Source organism: Runella sp., assembly GCF_965279615.1.
Classification (GTDB): Bacteria; Bacteroidota; Bacteroidia; order Cytophagales; family Spirosomataceae; genus Runella.
In genome coordinates this window covers 5,820,244-5,844,629 of sequence record NZ_OZ257252.1, presented here as the reverse complement: position 1 = coordinate 5,844,629, position 24,386 = coordinate 5,820,244, and the positions used below count along the sequence as shown (strand labels likewise).

Below are 24,386 nucleotides of genomic sequence, written 5' to 3'. Positions count from 1 at the left end.
CTGCCACCAACAGCAGCAGTCAATTGGTAACATATACAGCCACAAATACAAACAATCAGATCATTGCGGCTTGGACAGGTTAGGTTTAGGGGGTCGGTTGTTCAATTGTGCCATCATATCATTAAAGTCCTTATCAGCCGGGTCAAGCTCTTTGCCCTTTTCAGCCAGATCAAGGGCTTTTTCAGGATCAATTTCAACAGAAGTATAGTAAGAGTACAGATACTTAAGGGCTATTTTCATGTCGTACTTAAATTTCTTCTCTTCTTTTTTGGTATAAGCGAGTTCTACAAAACGTTCATAAAAAGGAACTGACTTCACATATGCGGTATCCTGATTGGCATAGCCGTAATAGTTGGATTTGGCACGGTATAAAATGGTGGGTAAATGATCAGGGCTTGATTCCTGCACGGCGGCAAAGGCCGAGTCAGCTTTGAGATACATCGTAGAATCTTCACGTCCCATTTTATAAGCAGCCATTGCGAGCCAGAATTTATCTTTTACCGACGATTTATTAAACCGTTTTTCACCTGCTTCCACATATTTGACCACGTCTTCATAGTTTTTAAGTTTATAGCTCATCTCGGCTATTTCGCTGTACAAATTTTCAGCAGTATCGGTTGTGGCGGCTTTGGCCAGGTAAAAAACAACAATGGAATCTTTGGCAATGGTTGTATCGGTGATGTTTTGATACGCACGTCCCAATAATTTATATTCCAGTCCTTCCGCTTTGTCCGGTGATTTTTCCAAAAAAGTTTTCAGATTCTCAATGGTTTTGTCATAGTCTTTCAGGCTGAAATAAGACCTTCCCAAAAGCCGATATTTAACGGGGGTCTCAATTTCGTTTTTGACCTGTTCGATTTTCTGCACCGCCCGGGAATATTCACGGGCCAGATAATCAAATTGTCCGGACCGATAACGTAATTCCGCATCGGGCTTTTCGACCAGCGCCAGATAGCGGTTCATGTGGGCCGCAGCTTCTTTGTATCGATTTGTTTTAAAATTCAATTCCGCCAATTGAAGGTACGAAGGTGCATACAGTGAATCCGCTTTTATGGCAGCTTTATAAAAATCTCCGGCTAAGTTGTAGCTTCTGCCCGCCCAATAAATGGTACCGATTCGGTGATTAGGGAGGCTTTTATCAGGCAGGAGTTCGAGGGCATATTCGTAAGCTGTGACGGCAGGACCACCGTTTGCAGGCGTAGACAACGCGCGGGCATCCCCCAGGGCAAGCCAAAGTTGCCCGTTCTTTTTATCACGTTTGATCGCCTGCTCAAGATATTCAATGGCTTTGGCGGCGTTATGGTGTTGATACAACGGCTTATCTGTGTCGTTAATCACCTGCGTATAACCGGTATAGGCTTCGCCGATACGTCCCAAAATCTCACTGTCTTTCCCTTTGCTTTCTTTCATCACTTCTTCCAGAATACGCTCAGCATCTGCCGTGCGCCCTTCCAACAGTGCAACAATGCCCAGTCCCGCTTTATTGAGCGGGTGGCGCTTTTCGTCCAGGGCTATTCCTTTTTCAAAAAACAAACCGGCCTGTTTTAATTGATTAGTACGAATAGCATGGTAACCGTTATAAAAATACGTTTGGGCAGTAGGGTGGGCTTGGTGAAGCTCTTGAAGCAGTTGTCCGGCTTTCTCCACCTGCCCCCTTTCAAGCCGGACAAGTGCCGCTTGAATATCCTGAGCCTGTACAGAGTGTATACCTACAGCCGACCAAAACAGGCAGACAAGCAGGAAGTTGATTGTTTTTTTCATGAGCGTGTTTTTTTGGGTTAACGATAACGATGTAAGGTGGGCGGCAATCAGCACAAAGATGCGTTAAAGGGAAAAAGGTAACGTACGATTTGGTTGAATCAGAAAAACAGAAAACTATCCCGCAAATGAAACTCTACGGAGCCCAGGTATGCGCTGTTCGTATAGATACTTGCCTTGTAAATGCCCTCAGCGACCTTTTCATTAGGAATAAATTCAAACACTGCTTTTTGTGGATTTTGACTGAAATCCGCCGTTTGAACGGCATGAACGGGAATATCTAAAGGTGTTTCATTGGCGTTAAACGAAAGGTGCTGTATAACCCCACTCATCGGGCGATTCTCGGTGTCGGTAAGGCTCAGAAACAGTGATTGATTTCCTTCGGAAGTGAGTGCCGCCGGGAGTGTAAACGAGACCAAAATGCTGTTGGCTTTTTTTGCCTTGGCGGTTACTTTATGGTTGTTTTTGAGAACATCCACTCTAAAGTTATTGGCCGTAATTACGCTCTTGGGTGCCATTCCGCCCAATTGTGTTGTTAAATCGGTGATCTGCGTTTGGAGCGTTTCATTGTTTTTTTTAAGCCGGCTGTTTTCACTGAGCCATGTATCTTTTTCAAGTTGATACTTTTCGACTTCAGCCTTTAAGTCTCCTTTGAGTTCTGTGAGCTCACTTACCTGATCTCTTAATGCGGCCAAATCTCCTTTTTGAACGTCCGATTCTTTACTGAGTTTTGCCAAAACTTTGTTCTTTTTTGATAAAAGAGATTGTGCGGAAGTAAGTTTTTGAGTAATGGTTTCGTTGTCAGTGCGGGCATTGCTGAGATCCATACTCAAACTAATGATATCGCGTTCCAGGTTGAGCTTTACTGATAACAAAGAATCGGCTCTAAGCGTTGTTTTATCCTTTTCCCGGGCCAAGTCACCGCTCTTGTCCCAATAATACAGTCCGGTAATGGCACTGGTCGTTAATAAAAAAGCCAGAATTGCGGCAATCGTTTTTGAATATTGTGCTGTCCATTCCATAGTTGTAGCATGTTAGGTGAACTTTTCATTGATGCTACAAAGGTTATTCCCCCACCTTAAGGAGGACTTAACGGGAGATTAGAATTAAATTAGAAGTGATGATAAGTGCCGGTCAAAAGGTAGAATACAGAAATTCGGTCACTTAATTGTTGTGTTTGGGTTTTACCTGTTTTCTTCCACGAGGTGCCTCAACTTAACCACAAACTCCGTTCCCAGATGTTGTTGGCTTTTAACTTCAATGGTACCCTCGTGCAGGTCCACAATTCGTTGTACAATGGAAAGTCCGATACCGAAACCCTGATAATCAAGGGCATTTTTTGCGCGGTAGAACGGTTGAAAAATAGAGGGCAAATCCTGTTGAGCGATGCCGATACCGTAGTCGATTACCCTTACAATGCAATAAACGGGATCAAATCCCAATCTGAGGGTGGCCTGATGGTTGGGAGTGTATTTGCACGCGTTTTCCAATAAATTGGCAAAGGCATTTTTCAGCAAAGCTTCGTTGCCCATGACTAACGTCAAGTGGCTTTCCTTTGGAATTTGGTCAAACTCGAATTGAATTTGGTAGTTTGAATGGTTCGTAATCACTTCCTGCTGTGCATTGAGTAAGACTTCTTCCATGCGGACTTCTTCCAACGACAATTCTTCCGGTCTTTCGTTAATACGGGCCAGTTGGAGTAAGCCGTTGGAAAGTTCAATCAGCCGATCGGTATCGCTGAGTAAATTCTTTAAAATAAGGGTATGGTCGTCGAGGGTATTACCGACCGAAAGGCCTATTTGAATTTCGGTTTTCAGGGCTGACAAGGGAGTACGCAGTTCATGGGAAGCGTGAGAAACAAACTGTCTTTGCTGTTGAAAGGCCTGATCGATCCTTTCCAGCATCAGGTTAAAATTAATCGCCAATTGAGCTATTTCGTCTTTCCCGTTTCCCTGATGGATACGTTTGCGCAGGTTTTTGGCCGTGATCTCACCGATTTCCCGATTGATGGCATTGATGGGCCGAAGTGATTGGTTGGCAAAAAATAATGCCATGACGATAGTGGTAAAAATACCCCCCAGAAAAGCAAATAACAGCGTAATAACCAGATCTTTCAGTTGGGCTTTCCCGTTTTTATCAATTCCCGACGCAATAATGACAAAACGGTCGTACCTTCCTTCAAATACGAGACCAATCACTGCCCGGTCTTCGTATTGGAATTTAACTTCCTGTTTTAAACGGGTCTCATTGATGTGCTCTTGTGTTACGTAAGGGGAAACTTTCTCCACATTGGAGTACAGCAACAGATTGCGGTAATCGTAAATAAAGATTTCCTCGGCCGGTAACCGGGAAGAAGAGTTTTGATCTATGATTTTCAGCAGTGTTGTATTAAATTCTTTCACATCTACCAGAAGTCGAGCCGTCGTTTTGGCTCGCCGTGAAAGGCGGTCGTAAAAACTCATCCGGCGTTGATTTTCAGCCCTCAAATACACAATGCCTGAAAATACCAGCAAAATTGCCAGTACAATGAACGTAAATTGCAAAGCTATTTTATAGCGTATCTGCATGAGCTAGTCCGCTTTGAGGTAGTAGCCTAAACCCGTTTTGGTATGAATCAGCTTAGGTTCAAAATTACGGTCAATTTTCTTGCGCAGGTAATTGATAAATACCTCAATAACGTTGGTGTTTGTGTCAAAATTCAACTCCCACACATGCTCAATAATGTCCATTTTGGATAATACCCGACCCTTATTGCGCAACAAAAATTCGAGTAACTCATATTCCCGTGCCGTCAGGTTAATAAGCTGATGGTCTCTGCTGACGGTTTTATTAACCAGGTTCATTTCCAGATTGGCTTCACGAAGCACTTCGGAAGCCTGCTCGTGGGTAGGATGAGCACGTCGAAGAAGCGCATGAATACGCGCCGTTAACTCCCGAAAATCAAACGGTTTTACCAAGTAGTCATCCGCGCCGAAGTCAAGCCCTTTAACCCGATCGTCAATCTCACCCAAAGCCGTCAGCATCAGGATAGGCGTAGTTACACCATGTTGCCGAATGGCTTTGCATACTTCAAAACCATTCATCAGGGGTAGATTGATATCCAGCAAAATAAGGTCATACGCGTGAGAGGTAGCCAGTCTGGCCCCCACAAATCCGTCATAGGCCGGTTCTACTTCAAAGCCCTGCTTTTGCAGCCCCTTTGTCGTAGCGTCCGAGATGCGTTTGTCGTCTTCGACAAAAAGTATTTTAGTAAAAGCCTCTGTCATGTGGCTGAAAATTTCGTACCGGTAACGTGCTTTTTTAAGTATTGATACAAAAACTGTAAACTGATCGGGAAGAAATGCCGCGAATTGTTCTCTCCGAAAGATAGAAAAACGCATAAATTTGTGCCCGAATAAAATTTTAGCGCCGACTAACTAATCGATTTTTACAATTTTACCATTGATCGTATTTTTAAGCAGCAACGTTTTGGCAAAATTGTAATGCCCCTGTGGGGCCATTAAATACAATTGGCCTCCTTTATAGCTTGCCAAAATGCTCAGTAATTGAAGCTTTAAAGCGGTTTTATCTACCTCTTTTGTTCTGACAACTACTTCAAAATAAGATTTTTCAAACAGCAGTTTAGCGGTTACATCAGGTATCAGCCGCTCATGGCTATTGGTCGGTTCGTAAGCGATGGGCATTTCATAGCCTTCTAAATTTGCCCTGATCTGCTCAAAACCATTTCGTTTAACCCATTCAATTACTTTTGGAATATATACTTTTTTATCCATTATGTCAGGAAGGCAACGGTGATAAAATCAGTGTAAGGCTTTTCAAATTCTCAATTCGACAGGGATGTCCATTGCAGGCAGTTCCGGCAATCATAAAACTGATGGGAGAAGATCCGTTGTTACTTGATCTTTGAGCGCCCGGAGGGGCAAAATGATTTGAATAACATTCGTGTACGTTAAGGATGTCAATATGATCCCGGTCAGAGGAATCTATTGGGCCGATAAAAAGAAAGCTGAGAGGGAGGTTTCGATCAAACGAAGATTTAGAAACCAATGCTGAATCAATTTCTTCAAAAATCTTACCGTACATTTTCCTGAACTGAGGAGATGGTCGATCAATTAGCGTAACATTATTTTCAAGTGAGACCGGTGGCCGCTGATGAGATTCACCAAAGCCGGTACGAACCAAAAACCGATACACTGTTTTTTTAAATAAATCGACTAATAACTTCATCAATCTCATACATTCTTTCATTGATAAATGATTACATTTTTTGATGGTTTTAAAATCCTTGGCTTTTCAGCGTAATTGATTTATCAACGGTGAAGTATTGGAGGGGTGGATGGAAAGTACCGGCACTTTTGCATGACTGAGAATTTGTTTCGTATAAGATCCTTTAAAAAATTCATGCATCGGATAGTCAAGGGAGGCCGTAATGATCAACAAATCAACTTTTTGAGCGTGAGCCTGCTTTAAAATTGTTTCGGCCATTGAATCACAGAAATGAAACTGTGTTTTGATACGAATACCTTTATTCTTAACTGATGTTACGCTCAGGCATAGCCTAAGCAAATAATAATTGTTTTTCGTTCTTTGACAATTTGGTTTTCAAGACTTGCAATTCTGCGAAAGATGCCTGAATAGCTTTTAAATACAATTTGCTTTTAAGGGCAAAATGGTTGAGTTTTTCCTGAATTTTAAGACGTTCAAGTTTGATATAGGCACAGAGGCTGGCAAAGAAATGTGTTTGCTGAGTTTGTAAGGTGCGAGTCGGCGACTTAGATAAAGAAGCATTATTTTTCAGCGACTTATGATACTCTTCCACTCCCCACCGTTCTTGATAGGTCGTGATAATTTGTTGGAAATGGTTGGTTACATTAGTGGATAGTAAAAATAATTCGCCCTCGGATCCATTCTCGTTTATGAAAATGTCTTTACATACCAGTACAGGCTCTTTGACTGACCGCAGGTAAACGTTCTGAGGAACGCCAACTTTCAAATCTATATGGCTAATTTTAACGAACTTCCCCTGAGCTCGGTCCTGAGCAGATAAAGCTACTTCTAAATTGGATTTAACTGCACCTATCAAATGCTTCGTCAATGCTCTTATGAAATTGATATTTTCGGCATTTACATACCAACTGTCACAGAGAAGATAAGTGAACCTAACGGAATTTTGACAGGCCTGTTTGACTAATTCCCGCAGCATGTCATTTTTGGTCTTCTCAGAACGCCAAACTTCTTTTCTATCCTTTAAAAGGCATTGTAATGACTTGATAACCAACATAAAGCCAATCGGAAACTGTATGCCTTTGACTCGATAAAGTAATGTCACAAAGTTAATTCCGTTCACAAAACGATCTTTGCTGTGGTCATAGTGAGGACATACTAATCCATTAGGATCTGTATAAGGTTTTTCACTGATACTGTCATCTACGATTAGCACGCCATCATCAGACTCTATTTGTCGAACAAAGGGCTTTGCCTGCTTCCATAATGCTTTGCCGGTATGTTCGCTTTGATTAAGAAAATCTGTCACATCGTCGTGGCTAATGCTATTGTCCAACAGCCGCGAAAGACCCGTGGCACTGGTTTGCCCGAATGAACTCAATAAATAGTCAGTGTATAAGTCCAAATCTGTTTTCATACACCAAAGGTAATTTTGTATTTAACACTTTAACATAGAACAAGCGTAACATCAGTTAGTAAGTAGCGTTATAATATATTTTGACTCTTGGTCCAGAACTCTGAACATTTTCGTTCTCAGGCGATCCAGCACTCCGACTATGATTAATTTAGCATTGTTTTTTTGAATGATCGTACGTGCATAATTATATTTTTCGAACGCACTGACTGCCGGTCTTATCGGAAATAAGATCTGTTTAAAATTTAGCCATTGTTTATAAGCAGGAACGGTCAAAACAGGGCAAGGCGCATATTTTAGAACAGCAAAAGCAGGCGAGCCGGACAAAAATGTTTGCCACCCGGGTTTAAAAGAAGAACCGATAACAATTAAATTTACACCTGTCTCATTGGCTGTTTTAACTATTGTGCTGATTATCGGACCCGATTGAACTGAACAGGAACAGTTTATATCGTGGTCCCGGTGTATTTGATGCGCCAGATCGTTAAGTTTTCGGGTCGCATTCCGGGTATAATTATCTATCCCGGTATCCATCAGGATGCCACCTTCATGACTCACAAAAACCAAATCCGGTACGACGATATGAACCAATAATAACTCAGCCCGGTGGCGAGCTGCCATCGCAATACCTGTTTGAAGTGCATTTAAAGATGTTTTGCTGAAATTTATTGGGACGAGTATCTTATCAAGTTTGTAAGCTTCCATGATTCCGATTTTTAGGATACCATATTCCCATATAGCAGGGATTATACTCACAAACGTAGATAGCCAAACTTAAGAGAGCCTTAACGACAGATTAGAATTTTATAAAAATGTACAACTTCCTATCCCTTCTCGGTTTGTGTTTCAATTTTGTGAATCTCGTTAATATATTGGTCTTTCAGACGCTCATAAAAGGAGTGTCTGCTCATTACTGATGCAATTAAGTTGGAGAATAAAGAAGTAAGCAAAATAAAAAAGATGACATTGTGGCTGTTTGTCATCTCCAATACAAGGATAGAAGAGGTAAAAGGACTTCTGGTAACACTTGTCAAAAAACCGGTCATTCCGCACAAAATAAGTAGATTGGTTTCAGGGCCGGATAAATGAAACCAACCCGCAAAAACAGCCCCAATACCTGCACCGGCACTTAAGGACGGAGCAAAAACTCCACCCGCTGCCCCTGTAGAAAAGGAGATAATTGAACCGAAAATTCGTACTATAGGTATGTACCACTCCAATTGTTTGTGATCGGAGAACAACGCTGTAACCATTATTTCCTTTCCTGAACCTAAGGTCTTAATGTCAATAAAAACGGCCATTGAGGCCATGATTACCCCACAGAAAGCCGCATAGGCTGCCTTGCGGTAATTTCCGGTTAAACCGTTTTTCTTTTTAAGAACAAATAAAATAATATCAGTCATTGCGTTTCCCAAGACCCCTGTAATGAGTGCTAAAAGGATAATAAGCCCCAATAGCGGGGCAGGTGTTTCGCCCAACTGTGGGTAACCCAAATATAAATACGGACCTAAAAAATATAATGCCGTAAGTCCGGCAATGATAACTCCGGTAAGCAGTGCAGATTTAAAAAAACTGAAATGCGTTTTGGTTAACTCTTCAATGGCAAACGTAATGCCGCCAAGTGGTGTATTGAATACCCGTGCCCGGACATAGCCGACGGTGGTTTCGAACGGTATTTGCTCCCTTGCCTATTGTTAGCCGGAACTGATGACACTATTGCGTTCGCCCATTTGCTTTAAAGCCACTTCATAGCCCGCTTCGATCAGGGCATGTTGGATGGTATAGGCTTGCACCTGGCCTTCACCGTAATTGAAGCCCCAAAGACCGTGTCAGCTCCCTGCAGCGCTTCCTTTGTTCATCTGCGCCCCGCCAAAGCAGAAGTCGTACTGACTTACCTTCGAAACCCTTTCGACATCCTCATGAGCTAAGGAAAGACGGTTAAGATCCTGTGCAAATCTTGTGCAAATAAAAAAGCACCTACAAGAATTATCTCGTAAGTGCTTGATTTTGAGGCTCCCGAGGCTGGGCTCGAACCAGCGACCCTCTGATTAACAGAAACGGGGCAGCCCTATTTTAATACTTACCAATATTTGCCAATGCGTTAATTATCAATTATTTGCAAAATAATTGATTTTCAAAATTTGGAGTTATTCATGGTATTTTTATACATTTGTTTAAACCATGTTTAAACCCAAATCTCCTAATGGCCTCTATAAAAGTAATCCTCTACACCTCAAAGATACTCAAAAGCGGAGAACATCCCATTATGATTCGGTTCATTAAAGACCGAAAGCCCAAGTATATTTCAGTTGGCCACAACTGCCATCCCGACTTTTGGGACTTTGCCAAAGAACTGCCCAAACGCAAACATCCCAACTATCGAGAACTCGAAATCATCATCAGCAAAAAGAAAACCGAAGCTCAAAAACTTGTCCTCAATCTTGAAGATGAAAAACGGGATTTTTCACTACAGGAAGTAGAACAGAAATACCGGGCTGCGACTAAAAAAATTACTGTCCTTGATTATCTTGAAATGGTTATTCAGCGTCTTATTGAGGAAGGGCGGGTAAGTTATGCAACCTCCCATAAAGACCTACGACGAGTTTTAAAGCAATTCACCAAAAATAAAGATTTTGCTTTTACTGACATTGACCATAATTTTCTTACTAAATGGGAACATCACTTTCACAAACAGGCTATTTCACAAAACTCAATCGGTGTCTATTTTCGGACGTTACGTTCGCTTTTTAACAAAGCAATCAAAGAAGGCTACGCTAAAAAAGCATATTATCCTTTTGACGACTACAAAGTATCTCAATTCAAGGAGCAGACCCGCAAACGAGCCATTACCAAAGAGGAGGTTAAGAAAATCGAATCTTTGGTAATAGATCAGGGAAGCAGTTTATTCCATACCCAACAATTCTTTTTATTCAGTTACTATTGCTCAGGAATGAACTTCAAGGATGTGGCACAGATTCAATGGAGTAATTTCAAAAAGGTGGGAGCCAAATTATCCATGACCTACAATCGCAGCAAGACTAACAAACTTTTCAATATTCAACTTCTTCCTCCTGCGGTTGTAATTTATGAATACTATCAAAGTGTTCGTTGCAATGAGTATGTTTTCCCATTTTTGGATAGCACTCGTCATAACAGCCCAATCAGCATCGAAAATCGGCTGAAAAAGACCAAAAAAAAGGTAAATGCTGATTTAAAGATATTGGCTGAGCGTGCGGATATCGATGAAAATGTAACCACCTATGTAGCACGGCATACGTTTGCTACAACCCTCAAAAGAAGTGGTGTTGCTATTGGCAAAATCAGCGAATTGATGGGGCATGATTCCGAAAAAACAACTCAGATTTATCTTGACTCGTTTGAAAGAGAAGATTTGTATGAAGCGACTAAAAATTTATTGTAGCCGGTAAATCTTGACGGATACTCCTTGGATTGGAAGAAACACATTGGTTACCATCGGCACAGTTTGGTCGAGACTACTAAGTTTCGATGGAAAACGATTTTGGGAGACGATTGTCAACTCGTTTGCTTAGCTATCAGAAGATTGAAATTCGAATCAAAGCTGGTTTTGGAGAAAAAATAGTATTTTTTATAACCTTTTATGCAAGATTAACTGTAGCTTATCTCGAACCATCACATTTAAAGGCAACCCATTACTTAAAAACTCCAAGGAATTACTGCAACTTAACAGCCAGCATATATTATATATGGAATAATTTTTTGTGATAGCCAATTTCGTTTCCCATTAAATAATTTTAAAATAAATATCAAAAAGATAACTGATGAAAAATTTATAATTGTATTTATTCAAAGATTATTTCTTTGGTGCTATAATCAACTGAATCCTTTTCAAATTTCTGTAATGCAGATTGCCCAAAAAGTAATGGGGCATTTTGGCCGTGTATTATGCATGCTTGAACATCAACTAATTCTCGATTTCCAATAATTACAGATTGTAGATTGATAATTGTTCCTTCTGTAATATCGCCATTTGCATCAGAGAACTGACCTTTCCCTATAAAATCTGCATCTTGTAACTTTTCTTCCTTATACAAATCAAAAGCTACAGATTCTGAAATTGAAATTAGACCTGCGCCAGTATCAAAAATAAAATACATTTCAACTCCATTTATAGTTACGGGAATATGAAGTACACCACTCTCCTGTTCAAATTTGACAACTGTTCTATTGTCTTCTAATTTGGCTTTCTTAATCTTTGGTGTTTTATTTTTGGTTATTTCAGAAATGCCAGTCAAAAGGTTGTTTACACAATCTCCATTTGAATTATAAACCCAAGCAGTTATTTGGTCAGAGGAGAAGTTTTTAATTTCTTCATTCGATTCATCATAAAGTAAAATATTACTCCTTAAGTATCTTTCTAAAATTTTGATATTTTCATCAGACTTATAAACATTAGTAAGTATAACAGTTACACCATTACTTAACTGAAAACTGTTTCCATCAATAACTTTTATTACAGTATGATTTCCGCTACTACAAGAAAAAATCAAAAAGATAATTGAAAGAATTAGTAGCTTTTTCACTTGCCAATTTTTGGGGCTATGTGGATTATGAATCTTTGATTTTTTTCCTCCTCTGAAATTTTTGTTGAATTATAAGGGCTATTAAACCTGCCTACTCCACCAAACCCTACACCTGAGATTTGTAGTTCAATTATATCATGGTATTTAGGAGCATCGAAATCAAGCCCTAAATTCTTCTTCCAATACTCATGCAGAGATAATGCTCTTTTATAACTTAAAATATAATTTTCATTTGGAGAATCAGTTGGAAATTTTGAAGCACTCCCTGAAATTACCATAAGGTAAGAAATGTCTTTCATTAAAGTATCATGTTTCTTTTGACTTTGAAATTCATTAATAATTGATTTCAACTTGCTCCCTAATTCATCAAGTTTCTTTTTTGTTCCCTTAAAATCGCCCTCAATATCATTTGAGGTTAAAGTATAGTAAGCAAGCCCTTTACGAAATTTGATTTCAAACGATAACTGGATTCGATTATACTTTGTATCAAAATAAAAAATATTAGGCTCACTTTCAAAAAGCTTGAAGTTAGCTTTTACTTTATTAAGAATGGCAGCTTCCTGTTCTTTAATCCTTACGAGGTTTTCCAGTTCTTGCTTTTTCTTGTTAAGGTTATAATAAGAGAGGACAAATAAAACTAAGACAACAGCAAATAATGCAGTCATCAAGTCAACATAGCTTGTCCAAAAAAAATCTTTACTCTTCTCTTCCACTATTTCGTTTAAATAAATTTGTAAATTGGCTAAACAGATTCGATTTGTTCTTTGGTGGTTCTTTTACTTTATCTTCATCCCGTGACTTTTCCTTACGATTATTTTTTTGAGATTTTTTGCTTCTATTTTCCTCAATCGCCTTAGTAAGCTTTTGCTTAATGTCAGACAATTCTGATTTTGTTAAACTTAAATCGTCACTGATTTGTTTAAATTCACTATTGTAATTAATTTTGCTCTTTATCTCACTCATGTGTTTATCAATGGTATCAAGCAAATGAAGTTTTTGCAACGGATTGTTTTCAATTTTTATATCTAAAGCACTTTCAACTTCTCGTTTAATGTTATCCGTCAATCGTTGGATATCAGCGTATTTATTTTTAAAATAAGTTTCTGTTTCTGCAAGATTTGCATCTTCAAAGCGTTTTAACAATTCAAATTTGTCGTTAAGATATTTCAAGTTAGTATCAACGCGTTTCAACAAGTCATTACCTAAGAAATGACTCTGATTAATGCTTTCACCCAAATTATTCAATGATTCTTCAAATGTTTTAATTCTATTAAAAATGGAGTCAATAAATTGTACTAAACTGACTGCTTGTTCTACAGAATATGTTAATTCCTTCTGTTTTTCAATAAACTTGATAAATGTTGGCCCCGTTTCTTTTAACAACTGGAAGACTCTCACATTGGCTTCTGCCATGCGGTTATATCCAATATTCTTCAATTCAACCAAGAACTCTTTTTGTGTTCGAGTATTTTCAACTACGGCACCAATGTTTCCCGAAAGTGATTCGACCGAAGTTCGCAAGGATGAAATATTGTCAGAAAATTTCGTATCAAACAACTGTATGTTGTTTTCAAATTTTTTATTAAAATCATTTATGTTAAACTTTAATCTATCTAAGGCATCATACAAACTATTTCCAAGATGAGGTAATAGGACAGCCTGTAAAAAATCATAGAAGCTATTCTTTCGTGTATCACAAATTGCCTTAGCTTCCTTGAAATTTTTTGAATTGTTCAAAACAGTAAGAAGTAGCCCTAAAAAACTGGCAATCATTGCAATCACAACTCCGCCAATAAATGAATTGATATTTTCATCTGAAACACCACCGCCAAATCCAATTCTGAGAAGTCCCATAATAATACCTGTAAATGTTCCCATCAAGCCAATATAGAGTGGTAGTGTTACATTAGAACTTACAGCATTTTCTCTTGTTTCAATATTTCGTTCTACAATGCTCTCGATTATTGAAAAATCAGTCGCTCCCTGATTTTTTTTGAGGTAATTATTGATTGAATTAATAATATTAGTAAATTCTTCACTGTAAAGATTCCTATCAATTCTAATAAGTTGTATTACTCCATTTGAAGTGTCAGACGACTGCAAAAAAGATTCGTCAAGATTCTGTGTAGGAAACAGATTGGAAAGAAGCTTTATCCTCTGATATGTAGAATTGAAAAAATATAGCTGTAATAATACTACAGCTATAACTAATAATATTTCTAAAATAAGCACTGCAATAGCCATTATTATGATACAAATTTAATTTTGATTTTTTGAGTAATTACCCACCTGCCTGTTTCTTTTTCCTTAGCAATACTACCGGGCTCAATTACTTGAATAGATTGACTTACATTGTCAGGATATTCGTCAAACTCACAAACCGATTTCAAAAATGCATTAAGGCCTGCCATTGCTCTTTTGTTAGCAGAAGCATCGTCAATTAAAATAATCTCACCAAAGTCTGGATTTGTGTTATCAATATAAATAGAAAAGATTGAATCAGGTTTTTGGTCTGTGCTTAATCTTGAAACATCAAAACTTGCATCATCATCTGGGCTTAGTGCAAAGAATGTTGTTCGTTCTATATATTCATTTAATTTTTCTTTTGTCAAATTATTTATCTGATATATCAATCCAACAATCGGATAGAAGAATAGGGAATCAGTTATTTCATCCCCACCATCTACCAATTTTCTTCTCTTATCATATCCCGTTGAAAGGTTCTCTCTTGATTTTGAAAGTATAAAGTTTTTTACTGCATTCAAATTTGATTCAATAGTAAAGGTTCCTCTAAAAGAAAGTTCTTTAAATTCGTTCATCTTGAAAAAACAGTTAATAAATTCAGAAAATGAACTTGCAAGACTATTATAAATCTGCACTTTTTGCAAGTCTATGTCAGAATACTTTTTGAAGTTATCATTAGTTGATTCAAATCCTAAATAATTAACGGCAGAAAATTTACGCTGTCCTCCAAAAGGTTGGTAGAGGCCACCAAAACAAGTTGCTTCTTTCCTATTATTAGCAGGCAAAATTACTTGTGGAATTCTTTCATTATTTCCAAATAGTTCTTTTACAAAGAAACCACAAATTTTTTGAATATAATCTTTGGTTTGAATTAAATCTAAATACTTACTGCCATTACCAGTAAATATAATACACTTTGGTGCAGGATGATTATAGTATTGTAATAGTCTATATGAATGATAAATAAGTGCAGAGAAATGAAGTAAATAAGAAAATTTAAAATCCCCTTTATTCAATTCTTTTAGGACTCCTGATTTATCATTATTCCAAATCCAAAAATTAATAATTTCATCGGAGCCAAATGGCGAATCTGGTTTAATAAATGTTTCGTTTAAGGCTTTTAATTCGGTTGATTTAAGTCGTTCTGCAATTATGTTTTTGATAGCCAAGTAAATTCCATTAAACTTTTCTGCATTGAATTCACTATAAGCGTTCCCCCATAACACATTTGCACCAAATTGAATTGATGTGCCAATTACTGGTATACCTTCGCGAAAATACATGAAGTCAGTAGTGCCGCCTCCAATATCTAAAGTCATGACAGAACTAGTATCTTCAATTCCTTCTGCTCCACCTCCATCTGCCATTATTTTAGAATAGTAGTAGTATGGTGCTTCAGATTCAGTAATGTTCTTTAACTTAGTGTCTGCATTTCCTTTGAAAACCTGTGAGTATTTATTGCTCCAAATCTGATTATACGTAAACTGTGCTCCTGGTGTAAAGCTTAAAGGAGAGAACCAAGAGATGTTACTAATTCTTGGGTTGCCATCACTTAATAATGTTTTAATCCGCAACAGATGAAACAACTCTTCAATAAAAACTTCAATAGACTCTTTGTATTTAGAGTCTGTTTTTACATTCCATTTTAGGTTTGTTATGTAATCTTGATTGAGGTGGGTTACATTGTCATAATCCTTTTGGTAAGCGAAAGCAATGTTTGAGTTGCTTAGTGCCCTTTTTTGGTTGGGTGGGATTGAGTTCTTTTCATACATTGCTGTTCTGAATGGCAATGAGTATTTATCAGCATTAAGTAACGATGGAACAAACTCTTGTTTCTGAACTTCAAAGAATTCAATGAAATCAGGCAAAACAGAATTATGCTCAAAACAATCAATCCATCTAAGTTCTGGCTTCTTCTCTCTTGGCTTGTTTAATAAAGCTACCGGTACTTGTCTTTCGTTTAACTCAAAACGTTTTGGCAATGTTTGATGGTTTGGGTCGTCTGTATATGCAACAAAAGTTGTTGTAGTTCCAAAATCAATTGCAAAATCTACTTGATTGTTGCCAAGACTTTTTAATATCCACTTAGGAACAATCATACACTTGACTCCACTTTGACTAATTTGTGGTAGTTCAATCTGAATAAAATCAAAGCAGAAATTTAGTGAATAGTAAGTCGAGCCAACGTATGATTTCTTTTTTTCTAAAACAGTTCTATCCTCCTTACTAATCTTATAATTTACAGATGCCTGTGGATCAATGAGATTTCTATCTTTTCCAAATTTTAATTTAAAATCATCATTTCTGAATTGATAATTGTTATCCTGGCTAACAAACATTACCCTGTAAAAATCATTAAATTCGTCATCATTAGATATTTTCAAAAAGGGGAAAATACCTAAGTCCAATTTCATTGAATGGGTTGCTGCCAAGTCAATTAAGAAGCCATCTTGCTCTTTCACTCGGTTAGCTTGATACAATTTCGAAAGCGTTTGATTTCCACTACGAATAGCTACTTCGACAGTATTTGCATCTCTTTCATTAATAGTTACCATGGAATTAATATCTGAAAGTTCAAAGTCTGCAAAAAAATTTGTAGTTAATGGTAACAAAAAATCATGCTTCCTATCACGTCTAAGGTTCGTTGCCGTATAAAAGCAATCTTCATTTAGGCGATAGTTTAATTTCACAAGATGGTTTTCAAAGTAGTCAAACACTCCTCTCTCAGCATTTGAATGAAGCCTTATTATTTGATTAAAAATCTTATTTTCGTTTGTGTTAAGAGGTTCAAGTTTCAAAACCGAATTGCCAATATTTACAGCATGGTATTCCAAGTAGCTTCTTATTGGAAGGCGATCATGAAAAATATTGACACCATGAGTAACAAAAAAATCGTAGATGTATTTTTTAATTTTTGAATCACGCTGTGAAAATGGCAGATGTCTTGAAAAATAATTTCTCTTACTTATAGGATTAACCAAATTGATGTTTGTCAAATCATTTGGTGTAGTAAAAAATCCTGTTAGTGGTGAAGTTCCAGCAATAGGACGCTTGTTTAAAAGAATAATGTGAATTTCATTGTACTCGGCAAAAGCTCCTGTCTTTAAAAACAAATCTAAAGTATCACCAACTAAATATTCCTTGAACCCTTTTATCTGTTGTAAGTTCAATGACTGGTTTTCGTTTTGTAATTTTCTAAGCTCAGCTTCTTTCCTTGCTTTTTCTTCTTTGAATTCTCTTTTTAGATTTTCAGTCTCAGTTTCTCCATTCCATGTAATTATTTTCAAATCTTTGCCTTCACGAATATGATTATTCCAATTGAAAAGTAATTCAAAGACATCAAAGCAGTCAGATACTAATTTTTTGTAAGCATCACCTGAAACATTTGTTCCATTCAATTCGTCTTGATAGACCAAACTGAAAGCAGATTCAAATAAATGAATTCTTGCCAATGGCGATGGAATTGCATTTAAAGATTTATCATTCCTTGCATTCAGAACTCTGATATTATTTATATCGTCATATTGAAATTGAGATGAGCTGTGCCAACCTGTTGTATCATGATTGCGTTGAGAAACGCTTAGCTTATAGTTAGGCATTGTCTTTGATTTTTAATTTGGAGTCAATAAAAGATGCTGTTCCCTGAAAGCACATTGATAAATACTGACAGAACTTAAAGGGTTCATTAAGTTGCTTTAATTCCTTTTTTGTAGCAAAAATTGAAACTTGAGTCACTAAATCTAAGATGTCAGTAGGTCGCATAATGATGTTATCAAAAATATGTTTTTCGGATTGATAACTTTCCCCGTTTACTAAGGAGTTGAAACTCGTAGTAGATTTTAAATTAAATGGGCTAAATCCCCTTTGGTTATCATTTATTTCATTGATCCAGGTATTGTAATATTGTGAAAGAAACTTTTCAAAACCATTTTCTGAATTAGTGAAAAAGTCATCATTAAAGAAATTGCTATTAAAGTCATTTGATTTACAAAATGTTAAACTTTTTGCTTCTGCTTTTACAAAGGGATGAAGTATTGAAAGTAAATGTAAGGCTGTTAGGTTGTGCCCTAAATCTTCTTTTGTTGAATTACCAATGGAATCAAACGTTATTTTTTCCTCATTTGCACTTAGGCAATATTCGTTTACACTACCTCTATTGACTTTGTTTTTTGCAAAATGAAAAATAGATAATGCACCAAGTAACTCAACTATGTGTGCTTTATTTTCCTGTTTATGTTCATCGTTTTTATAGGGGTCAGTTTGTTTATAGGGGTCAGCTATATAATACATGGAATCATATAAATTTATGAAATCAGAACGTGTATAATATGTCAATGCTGATTTTGTCTTAGTCATAAAATCATTAGAGTCAATATCGCTTGTCTGCCCTGGCTCGGATAATTTAAAATATGGCATTACTGAAAGTGCTCCAATATAACTTTCTCTTATATGAATATTATCTGACTGTCTGAAGTTTTGAAGTAATAAAGGAAAACCTGCGGCACCTGTTCCTCCGAAAATAGAACTAATAATAAAGATCCTATCATCAGCTGCGAATGTTGATTTAAAAGCATTATAAGCTGGCCCTCCAATTATTGAATTTAGAACAATACTACCCATGTGTGGATTGCCTTTAAAACCTACTGATAGTTGTTGCGAAAAATTTTTATCAGAATAAAGTAATGAAAGAAGGTCTAACGTGGATTGACTTTTCTGACGGATACCAGGTTTATTAATAAAATCTCCAAATGGCTCATTATGTCTTTCATCAAACTCAATGTCATCTTTTAATGTTTTATCGGTAGTAACAGATTTGAGGGTTGTCATTTTCGTTCTGAAAAATCCTTCGCGCATGAATGCTGTTTCCTGATATGTGCTTTCATTAATTTTAGAGTATAAACGGATAAGTTTTTTACACTCATTTAATTCTTTCAAATCTTTATGTGGGTCAATTAAGATTGGAATAACTGTATCAAAGTTGCCAGGCTTCATACCTGATGCAAGTAACATGGTCAGTGATTTAATCACTCTTGAACCAGTTCCTCCAATGCCGAATATAAAAAGTCTTGCCATATTTTTTACTTATTTTATTAAAATGGAGTTCTGCTTGCCATTGGAGAAATATCGTAGAAAAATAATCTTCTCACCAAAATTGCTATTAGTTGACAAATGATTGAAAATAAAAGAAAAAGAATTATACCAAATATGAGATTGATTATACTTAACCAAACAATCAACATGGTTGTAGGGCTGAGAAATGAGGCAACGGATGAGCTGCCAACAAAGAAAGTTAAAATTCCAATAAGCAGTGAAGTTATGAACATCCATTTTACCCATGTTCTCTTTCTGTAATACCTGCCAAAGCGTTTGTTAAAATAGAAATAATAAAGGAAGCACGAAATGATACATATCGAGAGTAGAACAATACCAGAATATTGGTAAATATCATTAAAAAATTTATCTCTGACAAGTCTGCCTTGTTTGGCATATTTGTTCATATATGCTGCCCAAGGGCTTGTTAACCACTGAAGTAAAGTATCGTAAAGAAATTTCCACATAGGTTTATTGTTTGATTAGGGAAATATTTAAATCATTAAAAAAATAAGTTGGTTTTCCCTGTTTATATGCTTCTGCAAAACCATTCATTAGGCGTTCAAGTCCAAAAGTTTTTTCTCCATTTTTCTCGGAATTTGTTTGATTCAAGGTGTTTATCCAATTTGGCGTTGAGTAATTTAATTTTAATTGAATAGTTGTAACCAAATCTTCAAGACTTAAAATTCTAATATGAATAAAATGAGTTGCTTTAGTAGCTATTTCTTTATCATCACTGCTGAGTTCTTTAGGTGCAATTAAAGTTTTTTCTATGATTGTGGCATTACCTTTTTGCATTGTTAGAACCAAATTACTATCAAGATAGGCTAATGTTGTAGCATAGGAAGGAAAATCTGTTAAGTCAATAGCTACCCAAAAACTTAAAGTATCACTATCTTCTTTCCAGTCTTGGACTGAAACATTCGCAAATGCGTTATTCAGATTTGCGCAAGGATTTGCAATACAATTAGGAGAAATTTCTGTATATGGCAAAACAGAGTAGAAAGGTCTATTATATTGTAAACCAAAATTGACCTGCTGAAACTGTTGATTTTTGTTATTTATTGTATTTTTAATTAAATACTCAACCTCATGATTGTTTTCAGGTTTTCCGAAAACAATTATATAATAAGGACTATTTTTAATAGTGTTAAACTGTGAAAACACACAAAATACACTTGTAAAATAATCTTTTGTGTAGCCACTTATAGTTTCTCTGATTTCCCGAGTTGCTTGTTCAGCTTGCTTCTTTTGTATATTCTTTGGAGAATAGATGCAATCAGAAAGAAAAATATTCACAGCATCTTTTCTGAAATAACCATTGTAAATTGAATCCAACATTGTGGGTATATAAGTATCCCCTGCTTTCTGAGCGAGTGTTCCATTAATAATTTTGTTTTGGGTATCATTAATGGGTAGAGGGCTCAGTGGTGAATTAGAATTATAAATTGGATAAATATTGACTTTTCCTTGGAATTCCGTTTCTAGCTTTGAAATAATGTCAGGAATTAAAATCTGAAACTCTGTTGAAGGTTCAGTTGCAGGCATAAAACCACTCATACTTCCAGAAGCATCAATGAAAATATTTATTTCCTTTATTGATGGACTAGGCAATGGTTTTTTTGTAGAATCTATTTCAGGGCAATAACTTTCATCGATATTGTCTTCACAACTAACCGTACTGCATCCTATAAGTAGAACCCAAAGTGCTATAAATGAAAGTAGCCTATTTTTCATATTACAAATCGTTTTGGCAAAATAATATTTTAATGCAAAGTGTAGCAATTAAAAGTCCCTAGTCATCTAATTTCTTTTCCTTCCTGAAATGGAAACCAAGAATTCAAAAAATTAATAAGGTCGATTAATTAAGTTGGAGATTTTGGTAACGTTGTTACGTAAATAGCTCCGATTTATATGAAATCCAATTTGGTCAATTTCTGTGATGAGAATTAGCTTCTTATCCCAAAATGGAGATATTGAATTTGCTTTCTATAGTTCAACCATAACAATGTGTTTTAGTTTTTTACTTAAAATGTCCAAAATTACAGGATAGCTTTATAGTAATGTTATAGTATAATGCAAGTATACAAATTTAATCCAAAAAAAAAGAAAAGTTAACTTTTTTATCAGGTTAAACGCATATAAATCAAGCTAAAGATATTGAAAAGGTATTGGTCATTCCATCTGGCTACTTTACGTCTATTCTTCATACTTTCTTGATCTTTGACCTGATTGAGTAGCTGTAAAGCCAACTTACGAACTGTGGCTAAATTTTCCGGGGCAATACCACATCTAGTTCTTTGAAAATCTTCTTAGAGATTTCTATGGTTTAAGAGCGTGTTGGGAAATTGAAGAATAATGGGAATCGCGTCATCTTTGTAGTGACCAAACAACAAAATGATGACCAAGCAGTTTAGCAAACTGAACGATTCCCAGTGGGATTCAATATCGTTATTTTTAGATCTGAAACGCAAAATTTGTCTTCGTCAAGTAATGGATACCTTGTTTTATATCCTGCGTACAGGTTGCCAATGGCGAAATCTTCCCCATGATGATCCGCATTGGCAGGCTGTCTATTATTACTTTGATAAATGGAAACAAGACGGCACTTTGGAAAAAGTAAATCTGGCACTTAATCAAACAGACCGACAAGCTATGGGAAGAAAAGCATATCCATCGCTTCTTTGTATTGATAGTCAGAGCGTTAAGTTATCTCCAATGGTTTTCGAAAACAGAGGTCTTGACGCACATAAAAAGGTAAATGGACGTAAAAGACAATTATTGGTTGACAGTCAGGGACGCCTGTGGGCTGTCGCAGTTCATTCTGCCCATATTGCTGACGGGCGCGGTGCATTTGCTTTACTATCTACTATTATCCATCTTAGTGAACGTCTGGAAAAAGTGTGCGGAGATCAGGCTTATAATGGATTATTTGCTAAAGAACTGGCTCATCATGGAGTTGTTTTTGAAAAAGCCTCTCGCCCGGAATCCGTTCGAGGATTTATTCCTATTGCCCATCGATGGGTCGTTGAAACCGCGCCGGCGGACCGGAACAATTGCCTGGACAAACTTCTTTCGTCGATTGGTCAAAGATTATGAATATACAGTAACTTCTTCGGTCTCTTGGTTATACTTAGCCAATATCCAGATTTTACTGCAACGCAAAATCATTTTTTATTAGATAATATTTCCCAACACGCTCTAAGCAAGCGAATAAGTATAAGTTTTGTCATATTTTTGGTTTTTGCTTACTACCGCGTAGGCTCGCTGTATCAACTTATTGCGAACAGCGTTAAGAACCGCCATCTTATTTTTACCGCCTCCGGGCGCCCAGTTCAGCTACTTTTCGCTGATAGTAATCTCGTAGTTCTCCTTGGGATCGAATTGCAGTTGTAAGTATCCCTAAAATTAAGACAATTTTAAATTTATCCTTCCCTCGAAAAGTGGCAGGTAACAAATAAATCATCCTCAACTGAAGTATAACTGAGCATTGGCGGAAAATATTTACATTTTATACCCTTTTGGGTATAAATAAAGGATTTTGTTTTATATTTACACCCAAAAGGGTATAAAAATGTCACTAAGTGAATTCGTAAAAGAAAAGCGTAATACTGCCAAGCTTACCCAACCTGAATTAGCAGAGAAAGCCGGGGTGGGTCTTCGCTTTGTGCGTGAACTCGAACAGGGTAAGCAAACCTTGCGAATGGATAAGGTGAACCAAGTGTTACAATTATTTGGGTATGAGACAGGGGCGGTACCCGTTAACCGTAAACTACTGACCGATGAGAAAAGCTGAAGTCAAGATGCACACTTTGACCGCAGGGTGGCTGATCCAGAATGAAAACGGGTATCATTTTGAATACGATACGGCTTATTTGCAAGGGGAGAAGCCCGAACCGATCAGCCTTACGCTGCCCTTACAACAGACACCTTTTACTGATAAAGTGCTTTTCCCTTTCTTTGATGGCCTGATTCCCGAAGGATGGCTGCTGGACATTGCCCAAAGAAACTGGAAACTAAATCCCCGTGACCGCATGGGATTATTACTGGCCTGTTGTAAAGACTGTATTGGAGCTGTAAGTATCTATCCTGTTGAAGAGGAGGAGAATTTATGAAAAGATGTTTGTACTGTTATCAGCTTTTGAGTGCCAATGAAACCGATTTTCATGCGGCATGTAGTAAAAAAATCTTTGGACGATCTACGCCTCCCGAGTTGCCTTATACCGAAAATCAAATGGAAGAACTGGCTACTCAGGTCATCCGAAGCCAAATGACCGTCACGGGAGTACAGCCAAAACTCTCTTTGGAGATTGTTTCAGGAGAAAAGAAAAATGAATCGCAACGATTTACGATTGTAGGGCTTTGGGGAGAATACATTCTGAAACCCCCGACACCGCATTATCCGCAATTACCTGAAGTGGAAGATTTGACCATGCACTTGGCTGAAATCGCCGGAATCAGGACTGTTCCCCATAGCCTGATTCGGCTGCAATCAGGCAGTTTGGCCTATATTACCAAACGAATAGACCGGGTAAAGAAAAACAAACTTCCCATGGAAGACATGTGTCAACTGACGGAACGACTGACGGAAGACAAATACCACGGTTCGTATGAACAAATAGCTAAAACCATTCTGAAATATTCAACCAATCCGGGCTTGGATGCCGTCAATTTTTTTGAACAGGTAGTGTTCTCTTTTCTTACAGGCAATGCGGATATGCACCTGAAAAATTTTTCGTTGATTACTGAGCCGGGCATTGGGCCAATCCTTTCACCCGCCTACGACATGGTAACTACGGCCCTGGTCAATCCGGAAGATAACGAAGATCTGGCGCTGACTCTCAACGGAAAAAAGAGAAAAATAAAGCGAAGCGACTTCATAACGGCTTTCACAACCTTAAAACTGGAGACTAAACAGCAGGAAAACATTTTCAGAAAAATGGAAAAAGCAAAAGATAAATGGATGGAGTATATAGACATCAGTTTTCTCAGTCCTGACTTTAAAGAAGCCTTTAAACAACTGATTCAAGAAAGATTTTTTAGATTGGCTTAAAATCTCCGACTGTAAATGACTCAAAACAAGCTTTTAAAAC

21 protein-coding genes are annotated in these 24,386 nt (G+C 37.2%); 5 read left to right on the top strand and 16 right to left on the bottom strand.

Annotation, left to right across the window (positions count from 1 at the left end; all coding sequences use genetic code 11):
* Window positions 1-60 precede the first annotated feature (60 nt).
* The 10 genes from ACQY73_RS24530 to ACQY73_RS24485 form a co-directional block, all read right to left on the bottom strand.
* Window positions 61-1,761 carry a tetratricopeptide repeat protein gene (locus tag ACQY73_RS24530; protein ID WP_428656057.1) on the bottom strand — a complete coding sequence of 567 codons (1,701 nt, stop codon included), beginning with the start codon at window positions 1,759-1,761 and terminating at the stop codon, window positions 61-63.
* A 98-nt stretch (window positions 1,762-1,859) separates the two neighbouring features.
* Window positions 1,860-2,780 carry a hypothetical protein gene (locus ACQY73_RS24525; RefSeq protein WP_428656054.1) on the bottom strand — a complete coding sequence of 307 codons (921 nt, stop codon included), beginning with the start codon at window positions 2,778-2,780 and terminating at the stop codon, window positions 1,860-1,862.
* A gap of 162 nt (window positions 2,781-2,942) precedes the next feature.
* Window positions 2,943-4,325, bottom strand: a complete 1,383-nt coding sequence (locus ACQY73_RS24520; protein WP_428656052.1) for a sensor histidine kinase — start codon at window positions 4,323-4,325, stop codon at window positions 2,943-2,945.
* A 3-nt stretch (window positions 4,326-4,328) separates the two neighbouring features.
* Complete coding sequence (locus tag ACQY73_RS24515; protein WP_428656050.1) at window positions 4,329-5,024, bottom strand: response regulator; 696 nt, start codon at window positions 5,022-5,024, stop codon at window positions 4,329-4,331.
* 150 nt (window positions 5,025-5,174) lie between these two features.
* On the bottom strand, window positions 5,175-5,531 hold the full coding sequence (locus ACQY73_RS24510) for a hypothetical protein (protein WP_428656048.1): 357 nt from the start codon (window positions 5,529-5,531) through the stop codon (window positions 5,175-5,177).
* A gap of 4 nt (window positions 5,532-5,535) precedes the next feature.
* A complete protein-coding gene (locus tag ACQY73_RS24505; RefSeq protein ID WP_428656045.1) occupies window positions 5,536-5,985 on the bottom strand; it encodes a hypothetical protein in 450 nt (149 codons plus the stop codon).
* Window positions 5,986-6,051: 66 nt separating this feature from the next.
* The gene (locus ACQY73_RS24500) at window positions 6,052-6,243 is read right to left on the bottom strand and encodes a universal stress protein (RefSeq protein WP_428656042.1); all 192 of its coding nucleotides are present in this window, start codon (window positions 6,241-6,243) and stop codon (window positions 6,052-6,054) included.
* Window positions 6,244-6,316: 73 nt separating this feature from the next.
* Entirely contained in the window at window positions 6,317-7,399 is a 1,083-nt protein-coding gene (locus ACQY73_RS24495; RefSeq protein WP_428656040.1) for an IS701 family transposase, read from the bottom strand.
* Window positions 7,400-7,450: 51 nt separating this feature from the next.
* Window positions 7,451-8,101, bottom strand: coding sequence for a universal stress protein (locus ACQY73_RS24490; protein ID WP_428656037.1), 651 nt, complete (start codon window positions 8,099-8,101; stop codon window positions 7,451-7,453).
* A gap of 119 nt (window positions 8,102-8,220) precedes the next feature.
* The gene (locus tag ACQY73_RS24485; RefSeq protein WP_428668531.1) at window positions 8,221-8,997 is read right to left on the bottom strand and encodes a chloride channel protein; all 777 of its coding nucleotides are present in this window, start codon (window positions 8,995-8,997) and stop codon (window positions 8,221-8,223) included.
* Window positions 8,998-9,599: 602 nt separating this feature from the next.
* Between ACQY73_RS24485 and ACQY73_RS24480 the strand changes: the two genes are divergently transcribed.
* Window positions 9,600-10,817, top strand: coding sequence for a phage integrase SAM-like domain-containing protein (locus ACQY73_RS24480; RefSeq protein WP_428656035.1), 1,218 nt, complete (start codon window positions 9,600-9,602; stop codon window positions 10,815-10,817).
* A gap of 400 nt (window positions 10,818-11,217) precedes the next feature.
* On the opposite strand, the gene ACQY73_RS24475 is transcribed toward ACQY73_RS24480, so the two are convergent.
* From ACQY73_RS24475 to ACQY73_RS24450, 6 genes are all read right to left on the bottom strand, one after another.
* Window positions 11,218-11,958, bottom strand: coding sequence for a retropepsin-like aspartic protease family protein (locus tag ACQY73_RS24475; RefSeq protein ID WP_428656033.1), 741 nt, complete (start codon window positions 11,956-11,958; stop codon window positions 11,218-11,220).
* The gene (locus tag ACQY73_RS24470; protein WP_428656031.1) at window positions 11,955-12,671 is read right to left on the bottom strand and encodes a hypothetical protein; all 717 of its coding nucleotides are present in this window, start codon (window positions 12,669-12,671) and stop codon (window positions 11,955-11,957) included. Before ACQY73_RS24470 ends, ACQY73_RS24475 begins: the two co-directional genes overlap by 4 nt.
* Window positions 12,655-14,202, bottom strand: a complete 1,548-nt coding sequence (locus ACQY73_RS24465; protein WP_428656028.1) for a hypothetical protein — start codon at window positions 14,200-14,202, stop codon at window positions 12,655-12,657. The genes ACQY73_RS24470 and ACQY73_RS24465 overlap by 17 nt, the downstream gene beginning before the upstream one ends.
* Window positions 14,203-14,204: 2 nt before the next feature.
* A complete protein-coding gene (locus ACQY73_RS24460; RefSeq protein WP_428656026.1) occupies window positions 14,205-17,801 on the bottom strand; it encodes a hypothetical protein in 3,597 nt (1,198 codons plus the stop codon).
* Window positions 17,794-19,275, bottom strand: coding sequence for a hypothetical protein (locus ACQY73_RS24455; RefSeq protein WP_428656023.1), 1,482 nt, complete (start codon window positions 19,273-19,275; stop codon window positions 17,794-17,796). Before ACQY73_RS24455 ends, ACQY73_RS24460 begins: the two co-directional genes overlap by 8 nt.
* A 489-nt stretch (window positions 19,276-19,764) precedes the next feature.
* On the bottom strand, window positions 19,765-21,030 hold the full coding sequence (locus ACQY73_RS24450; RefSeq protein ID WP_428656021.1) for a hypothetical protein: 1,266 nt from the start codon (window positions 21,028-21,030) through the stop codon (window positions 19,765-19,767).
* Window positions 21,031-21,690: 660 nt separating this feature from the next.
* Between ACQY73_RS24450 and ACQY73_RS24445 the strand changes: the two genes are divergently transcribed.
* From ACQY73_RS24445 to ACQY73_RS24430, 4 genes are all read left to right on the top strand, one after another.
* Entirely contained in the window at window positions 21,691-22,392 is a 702-nt protein-coding gene (locus ACQY73_RS24445) for an IS5 family transposase (RefSeq protein ID WP_428656020.1), read from the top strand.
* A gap of 475 nt (window positions 22,393-22,867) precedes the next feature.
* The gene (locus ACQY73_RS24440) at window positions 22,868-23,089 is read left to right on the top strand and encodes a helix-turn-helix transcriptional regulator (protein WP_428656018.1); all 222 of its coding nucleotides are present in this window, start codon (window positions 22,868-22,870) and stop codon (window positions 23,087-23,089) included.
* Entirely contained in the window at window positions 23,076-23,408 is a 333-nt protein-coding gene (locus tag ACQY73_RS24435; RefSeq protein ID WP_428656016.1) for a HipA N-terminal domain-containing protein, read from the top strand. Before ACQY73_RS24440 ends, ACQY73_RS24435 begins: the two co-directional genes overlap by 14 nt.
* The gene (locus ACQY73_RS24430) at window positions 23,405-24,346 is read left to right on the top strand and encodes a HipA domain-containing protein (RefSeq protein WP_428656014.1); all 942 of its coding nucleotides are present in this window, start codon (window positions 23,405-23,407) and stop codon (window positions 24,344-24,346) included. Before ACQY73_RS24435 ends, ACQY73_RS24430 begins: the two co-directional genes overlap by 4 nt.
* Window positions 24,347-24,386 lie beyond the last annotated feature (40 nt).

Bases quoted from the DNA above. Each gene is read 5' to 3' on its own strand.
- ACQY73_RS24530 (WP_428656057.1), bottom strand. From the start codon at position 1,761: ATGAAAAAAACAATCAACTTCCTGCTTGTCTGCCTGTTTTGGTCGGCT.
- ACQY73_RS24525 (WP_428656054.1), bottom strand. From the start codon at position 2,780: ATGGAATGGACAGCACAATATTCAAAAACGATTGCCGCAATTCTGGCT.
- ACQY73_RS24520 (WP_428656052.1), bottom strand. From the start codon at position 4,325: ATGCAGATACGCTATAAAATAGCTTTGCAATTTACGTTCATTGTACTG.
- ACQY73_RS24515 (WP_428656050.1), bottom strand. From the start codon at position 5,024: ATGACAGAGGCTTTTACTAAAATACTTTTTGTCGAAGACGACAAACGC.
- ACQY73_RS24510 (WP_428656048.1), bottom strand. From the start codon at position 5,531: ATGGATAAAAAAGTATATATTCCAAAAGTAATTGAATGGGTTAAACGA.
- ACQY73_RS24505 (WP_428656045.1), bottom strand. From the start codon at position 5,985: ATGAAGTTATTAGTCGATTTATTTAAAAAAACAGTGTATCGGTTTTTG.
- ACQY73_RS24500 (WP_428656042.1), bottom strand. From the start codon at position 6,243: ATGGCCGAAACAATTTTAAAGCAGGCTCACGCTCAAAAAGTTGATTTG.
- ACQY73_RS24495 (WP_428656040.1), bottom strand. From the start codon at position 7,399: ATGAAAACAGATTTGGACTTATACACTGACTATTTATTGAGTTCATTC.
- ACQY73_RS24490 (WP_428656037.1), bottom strand. From the start codon at position 8,101: ATGGAAGCTTACAAACTTGATAAGATACTCGTCCCAATAAATTTCAGC.
- ACQY73_RS24480 (WP_428656035.1), top strand. From the start codon at position 9,600: ATGGCCTCTATAAAAGTAATCCTCTACACCTCAAAGATACTCAAAAGC.
- ACQY73_RS24465 (WP_428656028.1), bottom strand. From the start codon at position 14,202: ATGGCTATTGCAGTGCTTATTTTAGAAATATTATTAGTTATAGCTGTA.
- ACQY73_RS24460 (WP_428656026.1), bottom strand. From the start codon at position 17,801: ATGCCTAACTATAAGCTAAGCGTTTCTCAACGCAATCATGATACAACA.
- ACQY73_RS24455 (WP_428656023.1), bottom strand. From the start codon at position 19,275: ATGGCAAGACTTTTTATATTCGGCATTGGAGGAACTGGTTCAAGAGTG.
- ACQY73_RS24450 (WP_428656021.1), bottom strand. From the start codon at position 21,030: ATGAAAAATAGGCTACTTTCATTTATAGCACTTTGGGTTCTACTTATA.
- ACQY73_RS24445 (WP_428656020.1), top strand. From the start codon at position 21,691: ATGATGACCAAGCAGTTTAGCAAACTGAACGATTCCCAGTGGGATTCA.
- ACQY73_RS24440 (WP_428656018.1), top strand. From the start codon at position 22,868: ATGTCACTAAGTGAATTCGTAAAAGAAAAGCGTAATACTGCCAAGCTT.
- ACQY73_RS24435 (WP_428656016.1), top strand. From the start codon at position 23,076: ATGAGAAAAGCTGAAGTCAAGATGCACACTTTGACCGCAGGGTGGCTG.
- ACQY73_RS24430 (WP_428656014.1), top strand. From the start codon at position 23,405: ATGAAAAGATGTTTGTACTGTTATCAGCTTTTGAGTGCCAATGAAACC.